General features: G+C 56.6%; 14 protein-coding genes. 6 read left to right on the top strand and 8 right to left on the bottom strand.

What is annotated here, in order from left to right; all coding sequences use genetic code 11:
• Positions 1–260 precede the first annotated feature (260 nt).
• Positions 261–1670 carry a multidrug transporter subunit MdtD gene (mdtD, locus tag HA41_RS13905; protein WP_094121270.1) on the top strand — a complete coding sequence of 470 codons (1410 nt, stop codon included), beginning with the start codon at positions 261–263 and terminating at the stop codon, positions 1668–1670.
• Here the strand turns inward: mdtD and rbsR are convergent.
• The 7 genes from rbsR to HA41_RS13870 all read right to left on the bottom strand — a co-directional run bounded on the left by rbsR (position 1667) and on the right by HA41_RS13870 (position 8044).
• Positions 1667–2650 (bottom strand): ribose operon transcriptional repressor RbsR, encoded by a 984-nt coding sequence (rbsR, locus tag HA41_RS13900; RefSeq protein WP_094121272.1) that lies wholly within the window; start codon positions 2648–2650, stop codon positions 1667–1669. The two genes, mdtD and rbsR, sit on opposite strands and share 4 nt — an antisense overlap.
• 13 nt (positions 2651–2663) lie before the next feature.
• Positions 2664–3593 (bottom strand): ribokinase, encoded by a 930-nt coding sequence (gene rbsK, locus HA41_RS13895; RefSeq protein ID WP_094121269.1) that lies wholly within the window; start codon positions 3591–3593, stop codon positions 2664–2666.
• Between the two features lie 62 nt (positions 3594–3655).
• Positions 3656–4531: a ribose ABC transporter substrate-binding protein RbsB gene (rbsB, locus tag HA41_RS13890; protein ID WP_094121268.1), complete on the bottom strand. Its 876-nt coding sequence runs from the start codon at positions 4529–4531 to the stop codon at positions 3656–3658.
• Positions 4532–4557: 26 nt separating this feature from the next.
• The gene (gene rbsC / locus HA41_RS13885; protein ID WP_094121267.1) at positions 4558–5529 is read right to left on the bottom strand and encodes a ribose ABC transporter permease; all 972 of its coding nucleotides are present in this window, start codon (positions 5527–5529) and stop codon (positions 4558–4560) included.
• Positions 5526–7034 carry a ribose ABC transporter ATP-binding protein RbsA gene (rbsA, locus tag HA41_RS13880; protein ID WP_094121266.1) on the bottom strand — a complete coding sequence of 503 codons (1509 nt, stop codon included), beginning with the start codon at positions 7032–7034 and terminating at the stop codon, positions 5526–5528. The genes rbsC and rbsA overlap by 4 nt, the downstream gene beginning before the upstream one ends.
• A 7-nt stretch (positions 7035–7041) precedes the next feature.
• Entirely contained in the window at positions 7042–7461 is a 420-nt protein-coding gene (rbsD, locus tag HA41_RS13875; RefSeq protein ID WP_094121265.1) for a D-ribose pyranase, read from the bottom strand.
• Between the two features lie 181 nt (positions 7462–7642).
• Complete coding sequence (locus HA41_RS13870) at positions 7643–8044, bottom strand: YgiW/YdeI family stress tolerance OB fold protein (protein WP_094121264.1); 402 nt, start codon at positions 8042–8044, stop codon at positions 7643–7645.
• A gap of 162 nt (positions 8045–8206) precedes the next feature.
• Here HA41_RS13870 and qseB point away from each other — a divergent pair, with 162 nt between their 5' ends.
• Positions 8207–8878 (top strand): quorum sensing response regulator transcription factor QseB, encoded by a 672-nt coding sequence (qseB, locus tag HA41_RS13865; RefSeq protein ID WP_094121263.1) that lies wholly within the window; start codon positions 8207–8209, stop codon positions 8876–8878.
• Entirely contained in the window at positions 8866–10209 is a 1344-nt protein-coding gene (gene qseC, locus HA41_RS13860; RefSeq protein ID WP_094121262.1) for a quorum sensing histidine kinase QseC, read from the top strand. Before qseB ends, qseC begins: the two co-directional genes overlap by 13 nt.
• A gap of 29 nt (positions 10210–10238) precedes the next feature.
• On the opposite strand, the gene kup is transcribed toward qseC, so the two are convergent.
• Entirely contained in the window at positions 10239–12107 is a 1869-nt protein-coding gene (gene kup, locus HA41_RS13855; RefSeq protein ID WP_094121261.1) for a low affinity potassium transporter Kup, read from the bottom strand.
• Between the two features lie 294 nt (positions 12108–12401).
• Here kup and ravA point away from each other — a divergent pair, with 294 nt between their 5' ends.
• The 3 genes from ravA to ovoA all read left to right on the top strand — a co-directional run bounded on the left by ravA (position 12402) and on the right by ovoA (position 17565).
• A complete protein-coding gene (gene ravA, locus HA41_RS13850) occupies positions 12402–13898 on the top strand; it encodes an ATPase RavA (RefSeq protein WP_094121271.1) in 1497 nt (498 codons plus the stop codon).
• A complete protein-coding gene (viaA, locus tag HA41_RS13845) occupies positions 13895–15355 on the top strand; it encodes an ATPase RavA stimulator ViaA (protein ID WP_094121260.1) in 1461 nt (486 codons plus the stop codon). The genes ravA and viaA overlap by 4 nt, the downstream gene beginning before the upstream one ends.
• Before the next feature lie 71 nt (positions 15356–15426).
• Entirely contained in the window at positions 15427–17565 is a 2139-nt protein-coding gene (ovoA, locus tag HA41_RS13840) for a 5-histidylcysteine sulfoxide synthase (protein ID WP_094121259.1), read from the top strand.
• The last annotated feature ends 59 nt before the right edge of the window (positions 17566–17624 follow it).

Raw genomic sequence — 17624 nt, 5'->3', positions numbered from 1 at the left:
TGCTGACCCGTTACTCCGTAAGCCGGTGTTCCGTGTCAGTGGAGGCGCATTATAGGGAGTTCTCAGAAGCTGACAAGTGTTTCTTGAAATAAATTTACTGAGCGCGTTTTTTTTTAAACGAACGGGTTAAAAACAGCCATTTCATGACCGAATAACGCACAGAAATCCCCTTCGGAGGTTAAAAAGGGGCCTGCCGCGCTGCGCTGACGATGCTATTCTTTTTCATTCTTCTCGCTGGATAACCCTAAGAAGGACGCTCAATGATAAAATCCGCGCGCAGCATGGCCGGTTTGCCATGGATTGCTGCCATGGCATTTTTCATGCAGGCACTGGATGCCACCATTCTTAACACCGCCCTGCCCGCTATCGCCACCAGCCTTGACCGTTCTCCTCTGGCCATGCAATCCGCGGTCATCAGCTATACCCTGACCGTCGCAATGCTGATTCCGGTCAGCGGCTGGCTCGCTGACCGCTATGGCACCCGCAAAGTGTTTATCGCTGCGGTATCGATCTTTACCCTGGGCTCGCTGGCGTGCGCGCTGTCACCTACTCTCTCTGTGCTGGTCACTTCCCGCGTCGTACAGGGCGTCGGCGGTGCCATGATGATGCCGGTCGCGCGCCTGGCGCTGTTACGCGCTTATCCGCGCAGTGAACTGCTGCCGGTACTCAACTTTGTCACTATGCCAGGATTAGTCGGGCCGATACTGGGACCGCTGCTTGGCGGGGTGATGGTGACCTACGCCACCTGGCACTGGATCTTCCTGATTAATATTCCCATCGGCATTCTTGGCATTTTCTATGCGCGCAAATATATGCCGGACTTCACCACACCGAAGCGCCGCTTCGATTTCTTAGGCTTTATACTGTTCGGCCTGGGCCTGGTGATGATTTCAATCGGGATTGAGCTGTTTGGCGAGCGTATTGTTTCAGCCTGGCTGGCGGGTGCGGTGTTGCTCGGCGGAATCGTTCTGCTGCTTCTTTATATTGCACACGCGCGTCGTCACCCTTCTCCGCTGATTAATCTGCCGATGTTTAAAACGCGCACCTTTTCGGTAGGCATCATCGGTAACATTGCGTCGCGTCTCGGCACCGGCTGCGTACCCTTCCTGATGCCATTGATGTTGCAGGTGGGCTTTGGCTATTCAGCGATCATCGCCGGATGCATGATGGCACCGACGGCGGTGGGGTCGATACTGGCAAAGTCGACGGTAACCCAGCTGTTGCGTTGGTTAGGCTATCGCCGTCTGCTGGTTGGTATCACGGTAATCATTGGCATTCTGATAGCCAGCTTCTCTCTGCAGTCACCCGCTGAGAGCATGATCATCTTATTACTGCCGCTGTTTATTCTGGGCATGGCGATGTCAACCCAGTTCACCGCCATGAATACCATTACGCTGGCCGATTTGAATGATGATAACGCCAGCGGCGGTAACAGCGTGCTGGCCGTGACCCAGCAATTAGCGATCAGTTTTGGCGTCGCGGTCAGTGCCGCCGTCCTGCGCTTTTATCAGGAGTTTGAAACCGGCACCGTTGCGCAGTTCCACGCGACCTTTCTGACCATGGGCGTGGTGACGGTAGTGTCAGCCCTGACCTTTATGCTGTTAAAAAACGGCGATGGCCGCAATCTGATTACTAATCGCGATAAGAAGAAAAAGAAGAAGACAGCTTAGGTTGAGCCTCGCGCCACCAGTTCCGGCGTCAGTACCAGCGTTTGCTGGCTGGCGTCGGGATCGCTCAGGCGATGGATTAAGGTATCAATCGCCAGCTCGCCCAGTTCATCTTTCGGTTGATGGATGGTACTCAGCGGCGGCGACAGATAGCGCGCCAGCTCAATATCGTCATAGCCCATCACGGCGACGTCCCGCGGAATCTGTAATCCTGCCTGATACAATGCATGATAAACCCCGACCGCCATCGCATCATTACTGGTGAATACTGCCTGCGGTGGCGTTTCCAGCGCCAGCAGCTCTATCATCCCGTTATATCCGCCCTGAAACTCAAAATCGCCATTCACCACGTAACCCGGCAATATGTCAAGACCGCTTTTCTCCATCGCCTGGTGAAAACCTTCCAGACGCATACGCGCGGTGGTTTTGTCCTGCGGGCCGGCGATACAGGCAATGCGGGTATAGCCGCTGTCGATCAGATGCTGGGTCGCCAGCTCTCCGCCCAGCAGCGCATTGTCCTGAATGATGTCACCACGGCCTTCAAACGGCGCCCAGTCCATCATCACGGTAGGTATAGAAGGATAACGGTTCAGAATATCCGCCGACGGCAGATGACTTTCAGTACACATCATTAATAGCCCATCGACGCGCTTTTGCATCAGCGTTTCCAGGCTGCGGTTCATCCGCTCCTCATCACCGGCGGTATTACACAGGATCAGGCTGTAGCCGCGCTGATAACAACTATCCTCCACGCCCCGGACGACCTCGGCATAAAAGGGGTTACTACTGGTGGTCAGCAGCATCCCGATGGTATGGGTCTGGTTGATCTTCAGGCTACGCGCCAGCGCCGAGGGCGCATAGTTCAGACTCTGAATAGCCTGATCCACTTTTGCCCGCACGCTCTCGCTGACAAACCGGTTATTGTTGATAACGTGCGAGACAGTTGAGGTGGAGACGCCCGCCAGACGGGCGACATCTTTCATGGTGGCCAAGCGCTTAACCCTGCTGCTGCAAAAAGTCGTCGATCTCCGCACGCCACGGTACGGAGGGCTGTGCACCGGATCGGGTTACGGCGATAGCCGCAGCGGCATGGGCAAAGCGTACCGCCTCCTGCATCGCTTTCTGTTCCAGTCGCGCGGTAATAAAGGCACCGTTAAACGTATCGCCCGCCGCGATGGTATCAATAGCGTTGACGCTAAAGCCCGGAATACGCTGACCCTGGCCCTGTTCACTCAGCCAGACGCCGCGCCGGCCCAGCGTAATCAGTACGGTACCGATGCCTTTGTCATGCAGCGCCGCCGCCGCCCGGGCAGCATCCTGATCGTTGTGAACGGCAATACCGGTCAGGATCTCCGCTTCAGTTTCATTTGGGGTAATGATATCGATCAATGCCAGTAACTCATCGGAAAGCCGGGTCGCCGGTGCCGGATTAAGAATCACCTGGGTCTGCTGCTCTCTGGCGAAACGCGCGGCCGCCAGCACGCTTTCCAGCGGTGACTCCAGCTGCATCAGCAGTGCGTCGGCATCGGCAATCACCTGTTGATGGCGCGTCACACAGTCTGGTGTCAGCGCGGCGTTTGCGCCGGAATAGATGCCGATGTTGTTCTCACCTTCCCGGTTGACGAAAATCATCGCCACCCCGGTCGACTCGCCCGCCACCACTTCTACTGGCGAGGTATCTATATTGTCCTGTGCCAGCTGCTGGCGAATACGTTCGCCAATGTCATCAGCACCCACACAGGCGATAAATGCGATATTGGCACCAGCGCGACCGGCGGCCACGGCCTGATTGGCCCCTTTACCACCAAACGCAATCTCATAGTTCTGCCCGATCACCGTTTCACCGGGACGAGGAAAGTGTGTCAGATTAAGGATGTGGTCAGCGTTAATGCTGCCAAGAACGGCCAGTTTTGCGTTTTTGCTCATTAGGGGAGTCCGGAATAAGTGCGCCACCGGGAGGGTGGCGCAGTGCCCTGCTTTTCTTTGTTTTATTGGGTAACCAGCTTCAGGTCGACCGGGTTGATCGCCTTCACTTTTTCACCCTTCAGCACTTTATCAGCGGTATCGACGCCAATCATGCCAATTTTGTCTGGCATCTGTGCCACGGTCGCAGACAGTTTGCCACCTTCTACCGCTTTCACGCCATCAGCGGTACCGTCAAACCCCACCACGATCACATCGGTTTTACCGGCAGTCTGCAGCGCACGCAGTGCACCCAGCGCCATTTCATCGTTCTGAGCAAACACCGCCTGCACATCCGGATGCGCCTGCAGCAGGTTCTGCATCACGTTCAGGCCCTTAGTGCGGTCAAAGTCAGCCGGCTGGCTGGCGAGGATCTGGAACTTATGCGCATCCGCAGCCTGTTTGAAGCCTTCGCCACGCTCACGTGCGGCTGAAGTCCCGGCAATGCCCTGCAGCTCAATAATTTTGGCGCTTTCGCCCACTTTCTTCGCAATGTAGTCACCGGCCATTTTACCGCCGAAACGGTTATCAGAAGCGACGTGGCTGACCACTGTACCCTGTGCCGCCATGCGGTCCAGGGTGATAACCGGAATATTTGCCTGATTGGCCATCTTCACCGCGTTGCCGACCCCATCAGAATCGGTTGGGTTGATCAGCAGCAGTTTGGTCCCACGTACCGTCAGATCCTGCACGTTCGCCAGCTCTTTCGCCGGGTTATTCTGCGAATCGAGCACCACCAGGTTGTAACCCAGTTTATCGGCTTCTTTTTGTGCCCCCTCTTTCAGGGAAACAAAGAACGGGTTATTCAGGGTCGATACCACCAGCGCGATGGTCTCTTTTGCCATAGCGCTGGTACTGAGCGTAGCGCCAAGGATCATGGCCAGTGCGGTTAACTTTTTCATCATTTCATCCTGTGTATAGGTCAGAGTTATTTACTGCTTTTATTATCCACCAGCACCGCCAGCAGGATTACCACCGCTTTAACGATCATCTGGTAGTACGAAGAGACGCCCATCAGGTTCAGGCCGTTATTCAGGAAGCCAAGGATCAGTGCGCCGATCAGGGTGCCGACAATGCGTCCTTTACCGCCCGCCAGACTGGTGCCACCCAGCACCACGGCGGCAATGGCATCCAGCTCGTAGCCGGTACCGGCCGTGGGCTGCGCCGAGGAGAGACGCGCTACCTCAATGGTGCCCGCCAGCGCGGCCAGCATACCGCTCAGCGAATAGACGATGACCTTGACGCGATTAACATTAATACCGGAGAGGCGGGTTGCGGCCTCATTGCCGCCCAGCGCATAGATATAGCGGCCAAGACGGGTGTGATGCAGCATGTACCAGGCGGCGATAAACACCAGCGCCATCAGCCAGACCGGAGCAGGAATACCCAGCGGACGCCCGATACCAAACCAGCCCAGCAGATCGGCGTTGGCATTAAAGCCGGTGCTGATTGGGCTGCCATCGGTATAAACCATGGTGACGCCACGTAGCAGCAGCATCATCACCAGCGTGGCGATAAATGCCTGCACCTTACCGCGCGCCACGATGGTGCCGGTCAGCGCACCAATCGCGGCCCCCAGTGCCAGCGAAGCCGCTACTGCCACCAGCGCATTCACTTCCATCCCGACCAGCGAGGCCCCGACAGCACCGGTCAGCGCCAGCAGTGAACCCACAGAGAGATCGATGCCGGAGGTCAGAATCACCAGCGTCATGCCGACCGCCATAATGGCGTTCACCGAGGTCTGCTGCAGAATGTTGAACAGGTTGGCCACGGTAAAGAAGTTCGGACTCTGACTCGCCACCACAGCAATTAACACCAACAGTGCAATCAGCGACTTTTGTTCCAGTAACCAGCTTTTGCTAAACCAGCGACGGCTGGCAGGTAAAGTTTGGGTCGTCATACCACTAAATCCTCGCTGTGTTGCTTGCCTACGGCGGCGGCCATCAGGCTCTCCTGCGTGGCTTCTTCACGGGTAAATTCGCCGCTTAAACGGCCTTCATGCATCACCAGGATGCGATCGCTCATGCCTAACACTTCCGGCATCTCAGAAGAGACCAGGATGATGCTCAGCCCTTCGGCTTTGAACTGGTTAATCAGTTGATAGATCTCTTTTTTGGCGCCGACGTCGACGCCACGGGTTGGCTCATCAAGAATCAGCACGTTGGGACGGGTCATCAGGCCGCGGGCAATCGCCACTTTCTGCTGATTGCCGCCGGAAAGCAGACCGATCGGCTGCGACATAGAGGGGGTTTTGACGTTGAACAACCGGATAAAGTCGCCTACCGCCAGCTGCTCAGCCGCATGCTTCAGCGTGCCGCCGCCGTGACTGAAATAGCGCAGCGCGGTCAGCGACATGTTCTCTTTCACCGACATACCCAGAACCAGGCCGTCACGCTTACGATCTTCAGAGATATAGACGATGCCGTTCGCCAGCCCGTCCTGTGGCGAACGCGTCACCACTTCGCGACCGCTGAGCCACAGGCTGCCCTGATGACGCGGTAAGGCGCCATACAGTACTTTCATCAGTTCAGTACGGCCCGCGCCCATCAGTCCGGAGATGCCCAGTATCTCACCTTTGCGCAGGCTGAAACTGACGTTATGCACGCCGGGACCGCTGACGTTGTCGACTTTCAGCCGCACTTCGCCCGGAGTCTGATCGAGATGCGGATATTGATCTTCCAGTTTGCGGCCGACCATCATTTCGATCAGGCTCTCTTCGGTCAGTTCGCTGACCGGACGCTCCGCAATAAACTGGCCGTCACGAAACACCGTGACGTCATCGCAGATCTCAAAGATCTCTTTCATGCGATGCGAGATGTAGACGATGCCGCAGCCTTGCGCTTTCAGTTCATTGATTACCCGAAACAGCGACAGCGTTTCGGTATCCGTCAGCGCATCGGTCGGCTCATCCATGATGATCACCTGCGACTCAAAGCTAAGGACTTTGGCAATTTCGACCATTTGCTGATCGCCAATCGACAGATCGCCCACCAGCTTGTGGCTGTTGAAGCGCAGATTCAACCGCTTCAGCAGGGCATCGGCTTCGGCATACATGCGCGTCCACTGGATGCGGCCAAAACGGTTAACAAATTCGCGACCGAGGAAAATATTCTCCGCCACGGTTAACTGGGGGATCAGATTCAGTTCCTGATGGATAATGCCGATACCCGCTTCCTGTGAGGCTTTAGGGCCATTGAAACGGGTCTCTTTGCCGAGCCAGTGCAGCGAACCAGCATCAAACTGATAGATTCCGGTCAGCACTTTCATCATGGTGGATTTGCCAGCACCGTTTTCGCCGACCAGCGCCATCACACGTCCTGCCCGGACATTCAGTGAGGCACCCTTAAGGGCTTTCACCCCAGGAAACGATTTTTCAATGCCGTTAAGCTGCAGTAAAGGTTGCATAGCGGCCTCAGAAGGTGACGCCGGCGCTCAGGATGACATTCGCAAACGGAGAACACTCTCCGCTGCGAATGACCGCCTGACTGCGCTGCGTCTGTTGTTTGAATTGTTCATGGCTGGTGTAGCTGATGGTAATGCGATTCCCCTGGTGCTGTTGCAAGGCTTCGAGCACGGCGAGCAGTGCGCTGTGGAGCGGCGGATTGTGTTGCTTAATCTCCTCCGCGATCAGGGCGCTTTCTACCTGCATCTCAAGCGTGACGGCATTGACCACCTGCATAAAATCGGGCGTACCCGGCGTCAGTGCTAAGTCAATGCGTTGCGGTCCTGCCGGAATCGGCAAACCGGCATCGGCAATCGTCAGCGTATCCGTGTGTCCCAGGCGGGCAATCACATAGGAGAGTTCAGCGTTTAACAAGCGACCTTTTTTCATCTTTTCACTCCACAGCGAAACGTTTCGCTGACAGGAGTGTATGAAAAGACGTCGGCAACTCAATCAGGGAAGGTGAAATTTGTGATCGCTATCGAAACGTTTCGCTTACGCGGAGGGAAATTTGAATTAAGCGGGGTAGCGGGGCAAAAAAAGGACCGCCTGAGCGGTCTGATCGAGGCGATTAAGGCAGTTTTTTGACCTGCTTAACGTCCATTTCGATGCTGTTGAAATCTTTATCCAGCTCACCGGTCAGCTCAACAGTATCTTTTGGCGAGATAGTCTGGCCATTCCAGTGCTTGTGGTCGATTTCGACTTTCATGGTGCCGGTCTGATCGCGGAACAGATAATCTTCATCGCCGATCTGTTTTTCCAGCTTACCGCGTACGGTAATCCAGCTGTCATCCTTCATCTCTTCCGCCTGCTTCACGGTCACCACACTGGTGTGGTCAGCGCTGAAGCCGCCTTGTTTCGTCTGAACCTGCGCCGCCGGGGCATTGGGGTCAACAAAGCCACCTTGCTGAGCAGCAAAAACCGGGGCAGAAGCCAGCATAACGACCGCTAAAATTGCAGCGTGCTTTTTCATTTTGTCACCTCTTTTCCATGATGTGTTTCGTTTTGTTGAGCCTAGTTGACCATAAGGTTCTTAACAGCTTCTTAAGAGGAAAAAATAAGCCATTTTCGCCGAAATCAGCTGTACAAGCCGCGGTCTGCTTCGTATAAAACGCTATCAACGCAGGGAGAAATGATGCGTATTTTATTGATAGAAGACGACCGCTTAATTGGCGACGGGATTAAAGCGGGACTGGGTAAACTGGGATTTAGCGTCGACTGGTTTACTTCCGGCGAGGCCGGATTTCAGGCGTTAAACGCTGCGCCGTGGGATGCGGTGGTGCTCGATCTCTCCCTCCCCGAACGTGACGGGCTGGATATTCTGCGACAGTGGCGACAGCAGGGACAGGATGTACCGGTGCTGATCCTGACGGCGCGCGATGCGCTCGATCAGCGGGTTGAAGGCCTGCAGATGGGTGCCGATGACTATCTCTGCAAGCCCTTTGCCCTGACCGAAGTGGCCGCCCGACTGCAGGCGCTGATTCGTCGCCGGCATGGTCAGATGCAACCCGAGTTACGTCACGGCAAGGTCGTACTGATGCCTGACAGCCACAGCGTCTTTTGTGACGGCGAAGCGATTGAGCTGAAAAGTCGTGAGCTGGCACTGCTGGAGCTGTTTATGCGCAATCCTGGCCGGGTGCTGACCCGCAGCCAGCTGGAGGAGAAGCTCTACAGCTGGGACGCTGACGTCTCCAGTAATGCGGTAGAAGTGCATATCCATCATCTGCGCAAGAAACTCGGCAGCCAGTTTATCCGCACCCTGCACGGTGTGGGTTATACCCTGGGAGCGGCTGAATGCGATCGGTAAGCCTGTTCCTGCGGCTCGGCATCGGTTTTGTGCTGCTGCTCGGCATCTGCTGGGCCAGCGCCAGCCTCAGTGCATGGCATCAGACGCGGGAAACGATTAACGAGCTGTTTGATACTCAGCAAATGCTGCTGGCAAAACGCCTGCTGACGCTTGATTTCTCTTCACTGGACAACGCTACGCTGCCAAAAACCAAACAATTGCTGCGTCATCACCGCGGCGATCAGGATGATGACGCGCTGGCATTTGCCGTCTTTACCCATGACGGCAGACAGGTGATGAACGATGGCGATAACGGCAGGTACCTGCCGTTTGAGGCAGATTATCAGGGCTTTCATGATGGCCAGCTCACCAATGACGATGACAGCTGGCGCCTGGTCTGGCTGACCACGCCAGATAAGCAGTTTCGCGTGGTAGTGGGTCAGGAGTGGGAGTATCGCGATGACATGACGCGTGACCTGATGAACGCCAGCGTCTTACCCTGGCTGATCGCGCTTCCTTTTATGTTGCTGCTGTTAATCAGCCTGGTCTGGTCAGAACTACGCCCTCTGAAGCAGCTGGCGCAGCAGTTAGCGCAACGCGCGCCGGATGACGGTAAGCCATTAAAGGCTGAAAGGGTGCCGAAAGAGGTCCAGCCGCTGGTGATCGCGCTGAATGGCCTGTTTGGTCGGATCAATGCAATGATACATCGCGAGCGGCGCTTTACCTCCGATGCCGCGCATGAACTGCGCAGTCCGCTGGCCGCCTTACAGGTACAAAGTGAAGTGATTCAGCTGGCCGCTGACGATGAAACAATGCGAACCCATGCGCTGAAACAGCTGGATACCGGCATTGCGCGCGCGACCCGGCTGGTGGATCAGCTGCTTACACTGTCGCGGGTGGAAGCGGATGATGCCCGCAACGCTTTCGAACCGGTGTCGTTAAAACAGACGCTGCAGGAGGCGCTGGCGGCGCAACTGCCGCTGGCGGACAAAACAGGCGTCACGCTGCGCCTGCATGCTGACGCCGATCCGCAGATTCAGGGTAATCCGCTGTTGCTGTCACTGCTGGTACGTAATCTGCTGGATAATGCGATTCGCTATACGCCTGCCGGCAGCGAGGTAGACGTGCGGCTTCAGGCCAACAGCCTGTCAGTCGAGGACAACGGGGACGGCCTGAATGAAGCCGATCTGCAACGCTTAGGCGAACGTTTCTGGCGGCCACCCGGGCAGGAGAAGAGTGGCAGCGGGCTGGGGTTATCGATTGTGCGTAACATCGCTCAGCTGCACGCGATGCAGTTAACATTCAGCCGGCGGCCCAACAGCGGATTGTGTGTCACGCTGCGCTGGTCATAAAAACCCGCCGGTCAGGCGGGTCATCTGCATTAAATTTCGACCTGCGTACCGAGTTCAATGACCCGGTTTGGCGGGATCTCAAACTGATCCGGTGCGCGGAGCGCATTACGCTGCAACGCCATGAACAGCTTGCCGCGCAGCCGCAGATACCACGGCCGTTTGCCGATGATCAGCGACTCGTGCGACATAAAGAAGGAGGTCTCCATCATGCGGCAGTTCAGCCCTTCCAGCCCGCAACGATGGAAAATCTCTTCCACGTTCGGTGTTTCACGCCAGCCATAGCTGGCCACTACCCGCCAGAAGGTTGGGGAGAGCTGCTCAATGGTGACACGCCGTACGTTGTGCACATAAGGCGCATCTTCAGTGCGCAGCGTTAACAGCACCACCCGCTCATGTAACACTTTGTTGTGTTTGAGGTTATGCAGCATGGCAAACGGGATAACGTTCAGCGCACGTGACATATAGACCGCGGTGCCAGGGACCCGCACCGGCGGCGCTTTCTCCAGCGAGGCGATCATCGCCTCCAGCGAATTACCGTGCTCATGCATCCGGCGCAGCAGGCGGAAACGTTCGCTTTTCCACGTCGTCATAATGATAAACATCACCAGGCCGAGGCAGAGCGGCAACCAGCCACCCGAGAAGATTTTGACCAAATTCGCCGTAAACAGCGGCACGTCGATAAACAGCATCAGCAGCAGAATTACGCCAACCGCCAGCTTATGCCAGTGCCAGTTTTTGATCGCCACGGTGCAGGAGAGAATCGAGGTCAGCACCATGGTGCCGGTCACCGCAATGCCGTAGGCCGCCGCCAGATTACTGGAGTGCTCAAAGCTGATGATCACAATCAGCACCGCGAAGTAGAGCACCCAGTTAATCATCGGAATATAAATCTGGCCCGATTCGCGCTCAGAAGTATGAATGATCCGCATACCGGGCAGATAACCGAGCCGGACTGCCTGACGCGTCAGCGAGAAGACGCCAGAGATCACCGCCTGCGAGGCGATGACGGTTGCCAGCGTCGCCAGAATCAGCATCGGGATCAGCGCCCAGTCTGGCGCCAGCAGGAAAAAGGGGTTCTTAATCGCTTTGGGGTCGCTGAGCAACAGCGCGCCCTGACCAAAATAGTTCAGCACCAGAGACGGCAGCACCACTGAAAACCACGCCAGCCGGATCGGGATTTTACCGAAGTGGCCCATATCGGCATACAGCGCTTCCACGCCGGTAATCGCCAGCACCACCGCGCCCAGCGCGAAGAAGGAGACCGATTTGTACTCCATAAAGAAGTTAACCGCATAGGCAGGGTTCAGCGCCTGCAGCACTTCCGGGTTCTTCATGATGCCGTTAACCCCGAGGATCGCCAGTACCAGGAACCACAGCAGCATTACCGGCGCAAACAGCTTGCCGACCATACCGGTCCCGTGTTTCTGAATCGCAAACAGCAGCGTCAGCACCGCAATCGACAGCGGCACAATGAACGGATCCAGCGACGGTGCGGCAATCTCCAGTCCCTCAATCGCTGACATCACTGAAATTGCCGGTGTGATCACCACTTCGCCATAAAAGAAGCTGCCGCCGACCAGGCCCATGATCACCAGTACCGCCGTGGCACGGGCACCAGTATGACGGCCCGCCAGCGACATCAGAGTCAGAATACCGCCTTCGCCAGCGTTGTCAGCCCGCATGACGTAGCTGATATATTTCAGTGATACCACCAGCACCAGCAGCCAGAAAATCAGCGACAGAAAGCCAAATACCGCGCCCCGTTCTACGCCGAAGCCAAACTGGCCGGAGAGACATTCACGCAAGGTATAAAGCGGACTGGTACCAATATCCCCATAGACAACACCAATTGCGGCCAGCGTTAGCCCACCAAGAGACTGCTTATTATCCGAGCTCATAGAGAGTTATCTTTTGTTGGAGTCTAAGAGGTGTAATAACCCCTCGCTCAAGCCATCAAAAAGCGCACAGTATGCACGTATTGCCGAAAATTCCTATACCCGGTTCACCTTAACGTCGCGGCGACGGCGCGTTTTTTACCTGATAAGCCGCTGCTTACAGACGCATTTCAGCTCACCGAATCTTCTGAAACAAAAAAGCTGACAGCTATCAACGCTTTCACGCATCATTATCTATAGAGTAAGGCGCTTGCTTAAGCGCGGCGGCCCGACGATTGTAAGGACATTGATGTGATTATGGCTCAACCCCATCTTTTGGCAGAAAGAATTTCTCGTCTCAGCAATGCGTTAGAAAAAGGGCTGTATGAGCGGCACCATGCGATTCGCCTCTGCCTGCTGGCCGCGCTCAGCGGTGAGAGCGTGTTCCTGCTGGGACCGCCCGGCATCGCCAAGAGTCTGATTGCCCGCCGCCTGAAATATGCCTTCCAGCACGCTCGCGCTTTTGAATACCTGATGACCCGCTTTTCGACGCCTGAAGAGGTGTTCGGCCCGCTGTCGATTCAGGCACTGAAAGATGAAGGTCGCTATCAGCGCCTGACTAAAGGGTATCTGCCCGATGCGGAGATTGTCTTTCTGGATGAGATCTGGAAAGCCGGTCCGGCCATTCTCAATACGCTGCTGACTGCGATTAATGAACGCCGCTTCCGCAACGGTGACAGCGAAGAAAAAATCCCGATGCGGCTGCTGGTGACCGCCTCCAATGAACTGCCGGAAGCGGACAGCGGTCTGGAAGCGCTGTATGACCGGATGCTGATCCGCTTATGGCTGGATAACGTGCATGAGAAGCAGAACTTCCGCAGTATGCTGACCCATCAGCAGGATGAAAATGCCAATCCGGTGGCAGAATCGCTGCGCATCAGCGATGAAGAGTACGCCCAGTGGCAGCTCGGCATCAGCCAGGTGAGCCTGCCCGATGCGGTATTTGAACTGATCTACCAGCTGCGCCAGCAACTGGAGAGCCAGCCCGCCGCACCTTACATCTCCGATCGTCGCTGGAAGAAAGCTATCCACCTGCTGCAGGCCAGCGCCTTTTACAGCGGCCGCAACACCATCGCGCCCATCGACCTGATCCTGCTGAAAGATTGCCTTTGGCACGACGTCGCCTCAATGCAGCTGCTGGAGCGCGAAATCGATCTGTTAATGACGCAATATGCCTGGCAACAGCAGCCGATGCTGCTCAGACTGCAGCAGATCAAAGCACGCCGTATGGCCTTACAGCAGCAACAGAGTATGGCGCAGGCGATCACGATGGAGAAACACAGCGGCATGTTCAGCCGCAAACCGCATTACGATTTGCCGGAAAGCCTCACCGATGACCAGCTGACCCTGATGTTGCAACAGCCGTTGACGCTGCATGATATGCAGGTCACGCATCTGGTGATCGCCCGTGACGCACTGAATCAGTGGTTGCAAAAAGGTGGCGACATCCGCGGCAAACTCAATGGGATTGGCTTTGCGCAGGCGCTGGATTTGCAGGTCGATGCGCAACACTGTCTGGCGATACGCGACGTCAGCCTGCAATCCTCACGTCTGACGCTGCCTGGCGTCAGCAACAGCGATCAGCTGCCAGGTGAAATCACCGAGGCGCTGGATACGCTGGAAAGTGAGTTGCGCAGTCAGCGTCACCTGTTCAGCCAGCATCAGCGCTGCCTGTTTATCAGTGATGACTGGCTGGCGCGGGTTGAAACCAGCCTGCAGGATGTGGCGGAACAGCTGAAACAGGCGCGTAAATGATCTCAGTGGAGACGCTCAGCACGCTGCTCTCAATTGGCGAAACCGAACTGATTGAAGAGTTAATTATCGCGCTGCTGGCATCACCGCAACTGGCGCTGTTTTTTGAAAAATTCCCCGGCCTTAAAAAGGCGCTGCTGCGCGATGTACCGCGCTGGAAAGCGGAAATCAACGCTGAACTGAAAGCCACACCGGTGCCTGCCGTGCTGGCGGAGGAGTTTCAGCTGTTTCAGCGGGTGCAGTTGCTCAGCGATCGTCAGTTCAGCCATCAGCTCGACGCCACGCTTCAGACCCTTGAACGTCTGCCTTCCCCCTTTACCGATGAAGCTCACCGGCTGCTACAGCATACCGACATTCATCATCTCAGCAGTGCGCAACATACGCTGTTTTTACAGCGCTGGCGGCTGAGCCTGACGCTGCAAACCCTGACGCTGAATCAGCAACTGCTGGAGCAGCAGCGCGAACGCCTGCTGGCCGAACTGCAGCAGCGTATGGCGCTCAGCGGGCAGCTGGCCCCGATGCTAAGCGATGATGACGAAGCCGCAGCTGGCCGGTTATGGGACATGAGTAAAGCCTCGCTGCAGCCGGGCGACTACCAGCTGATGCTGCAATACGGCGATTTTCTGGCGCAGCAGCCGGAGCTGCTGAAACTGGCCCAGCAGCTTGGCCGCAGCCGGGAAGCGAAATCAGTACCGTCACAGGATGCACCGCTGGAGGCGTTTCATCAGCTGGTTCATGAACCGGCGGCCGTGCCGGAAGAGGTCAGCGGCATTCATCAGAGTGATGATGTGCTGCGCCTGCTGCCACCGGAACTGGCCGCACTGAGCATCAGCGAGCTGGAGCTGGAGTTTTATCGCCGGCTGGTGGAGAAACGCCTGCTGACTTACAAACTGCAGGGCGACGCCTGGCATGAAAAAGTGACGCTGCGGCCGGTCAGCCACCAGCAGCATGAGGAGCAGCCGCGCGGGCCGTTTATTGTCTGCGTCGATACCTCCGGTTCCATGGGCGGATTTAATGAGCGCTGCGCCAAAGCGTTCTGTCTGGCATTACTCAAGGTGGCGCTGGCCGATCGGCGTCGCTGCTATATTATGCTGTTCGCCCATGAGGTGATCGGCTATGAACTGACCGGCGATGATGGCCTTGAGCAGGCGATTCGCTTCCTCAGTCAGCGTTTTCGTGGCGGCACCGATTTGGCCGCCTGTCTTTCCGCCGTGGTGAACCGCATGGAAGGGGTGCTCTGGCAGGAGGCGGATGCGGTGATCGTCTCCGATTTTATTGCCCAGCGTCTGCCGGAAGAGGTGATCGGCGCCATCAGACAGCGTCAGCGACATAATCAGCAACGTTTTCACGCTGTGGCGATGTCGACGCACGGCAAGCCCGGTATTATGCGCATCTTCGACCATATCTGGCGCTTCGATACCGGCATAAAAAGCCGCCTGCTACGCCACTGGCGCCGTTAAGTCATCAGGCAGAAAAGCTTCTTTGCTATAGTAAATAACCGTTTCACTTACTCAGCAATCTGGAGCTCCTTGTGACCCCCGTCCATTCTCATCGCGATCTGCCTGCGCCGACGCGTACGTTATTGCTCTCCGGCAAGAATATTGAACAAAAACGAGCCGAGCTGCTGAGCTATTTCCACCAGACATGGGAACAGTACGAAAGCCTGTTTACCTGCCTGGCCGATCCGCAGGCCTGGTTTACCAAAGCCATTCCGCTGCGCCATCCGCTGATCTTCTATTTTGGCCACACTGCGACCTTCTACATTAATAAGCTGATGGCCGGACGCTATATTGATGCGCGCCTCGACGACCGCATTGAAGCGATGATGGCGATTGGCGTCGATGAGATGAGCTGGGACGATCTCAACGACAACCACTACACGTGGCCGACCATTGATGAGGTCCGTGACTATCGTCGCCGGGTCAAAGCGCTGGTCAGCGATCTGATCCAGACCCTGCCGCTGAGCTTACCGATCCAGTGGGACAGCCCGGCGTGGGTGATCCTGATGGGGATCGAGCATGAGCGTATTCATCTGGAAACCTCCAGCGTGCTGATCCGCCAGCTGCCCGTTGACTGGGTGACGCCGCAGCCCGCCTGGCCAGTCTGTCCGCTGGCGCGCCACCAGCGTCAGGATGTGCCGGCCAACAGCCTGATTTCGATGCCCGGCGGTACGGTTACGCTGGGCAAAACCGATGATACCTACGGCTGGGATAATGAGTACGGCAGCCAGCAGGTTGCGCTGCAGCCGTTCAAAGCCAGCAAGATGCTGGTCAGCAATGCCGAATTCTTTGAGTTTGTCAGGGCGGGCGGCTATCAGGAGGCGCGCTGGTGGGATGACGAAGGCTGGGGCTGGTGCCAGTTTGCCCAGGCTGAGATGCCGACGTTCTGGGTCGGCACACCCGCGATGCCCGATCAGCTTAAACTGCGCTTGATGTGTGAAGAGGTGGCGATGCCGTGGGACTGGCCAGCAGAAGTGAACCAGCTGGAAGCGGCCGCCTTCTGTCGCTGGAAAGCCGACCAGAGCGGAATGCCGATTCAGCTGCCGTGCGAAGCCGAGTGGTACCAGCTGCGCGAGCAGGTGGCGGGCGATCAGCCGCACTGGGAACAGGCACCCGGCAATATCAATCTGGCGTACTGGGCCTCTTCCTCTCCGGTCGATCAGTTCGCCCAGGGCGAGTTCTTCGATATTGTCGGCAACGTCTGGCAATGGACCACTACGCCGACTAACGGCTTTGAAGGCTTCAAAGTTCATCCGCTTTACGATGACTTTTCTACCCCGACCTTTGATGGCAAGCATTCGCTGATTAAAGGCGGCAGCTGGATTTCGACCGGTAACGAGGCGTTGAAATCGGCGCGCTATGCATTTCGCCGTCATTTCTTCCAGCACGCCGGATTCCGCTACGTGGTCTCCAGCCATCAGGAAAGTATGACGCTGAACCCGTATGAAACTGACGCCATGGTGTCGCAGTATCTCGACTTCCAGTATGGCCCGCGCTATTTCGGCGTGGATAATTACGCTGAAAGCCTGGTGAAGCTGGCACTGAAATACACCACGTCACAGACTGAAGCACTGGATATCGGCTGCGCCACCGGACGTGCCAGTTTTGAACTGGCTCGCCACTTTGAACGCGTCACCGGCATGGATTACTCGGCGCGCTTCATCGACGTGGCGCTGCAGCTGACCAGTGGGGAAGATTTTCGCTATGTGGTGCCGCAGGAGGGTGATCTGGTGGAGTATCGTCAGGTGCGCCTGAAAGATTTCGGGCTGGATGGTGATCTGGCGCAGCGCATACAGTTCGTGCAGGGCGATGCCTGTAACCTCAAGCCACAACCGGCCCGCTACGATCTGGTGCTGGCCTCTAACCTGATCGATCGCCTGCGTCAGCCCGCACGTTTTCTGCAGGATGTGACACCGATGCTGCGGCCGGGCGGTATCCTGCTGCTCTCCTCGCCTTATACCTGGCTGGAAGAATACACGCCGAAAGAGAACTGGCTGGGCGGCGTACGGGAAAATGGCGAGGCACTGACCACGCTGCAGGCGCTGCAACGACGACTGGCAGCCGACTTTGAACTGCTGGATGATCCGATCGATAAGCCGTTTGTGATCCGCGAAACGGCGCGCAAGTTCCAGCACACACTGGCCCAGGTTACCGTCTGGCGCAAACGCTAAGTGAACCGGCAGCGGCGTCCGTCGCTGCCGGTTGTTGCCTGTCTCGCTATTTTGCTGCA

This window comes from Pantoea conspicua, from assembly GCF_002095315.1.
Lineage (GTDB): Bacteria > Pseudomonadota > Gammaproteobacteria > Enterobacterales > Enterobacteriaceae > Pantoea > Pantoea conspicua.
The sequence above is the reverse complement of the archived record's forward strand: the minus strand, read 5'-3'. Positions and strand labels throughout refer to the sequence as shown.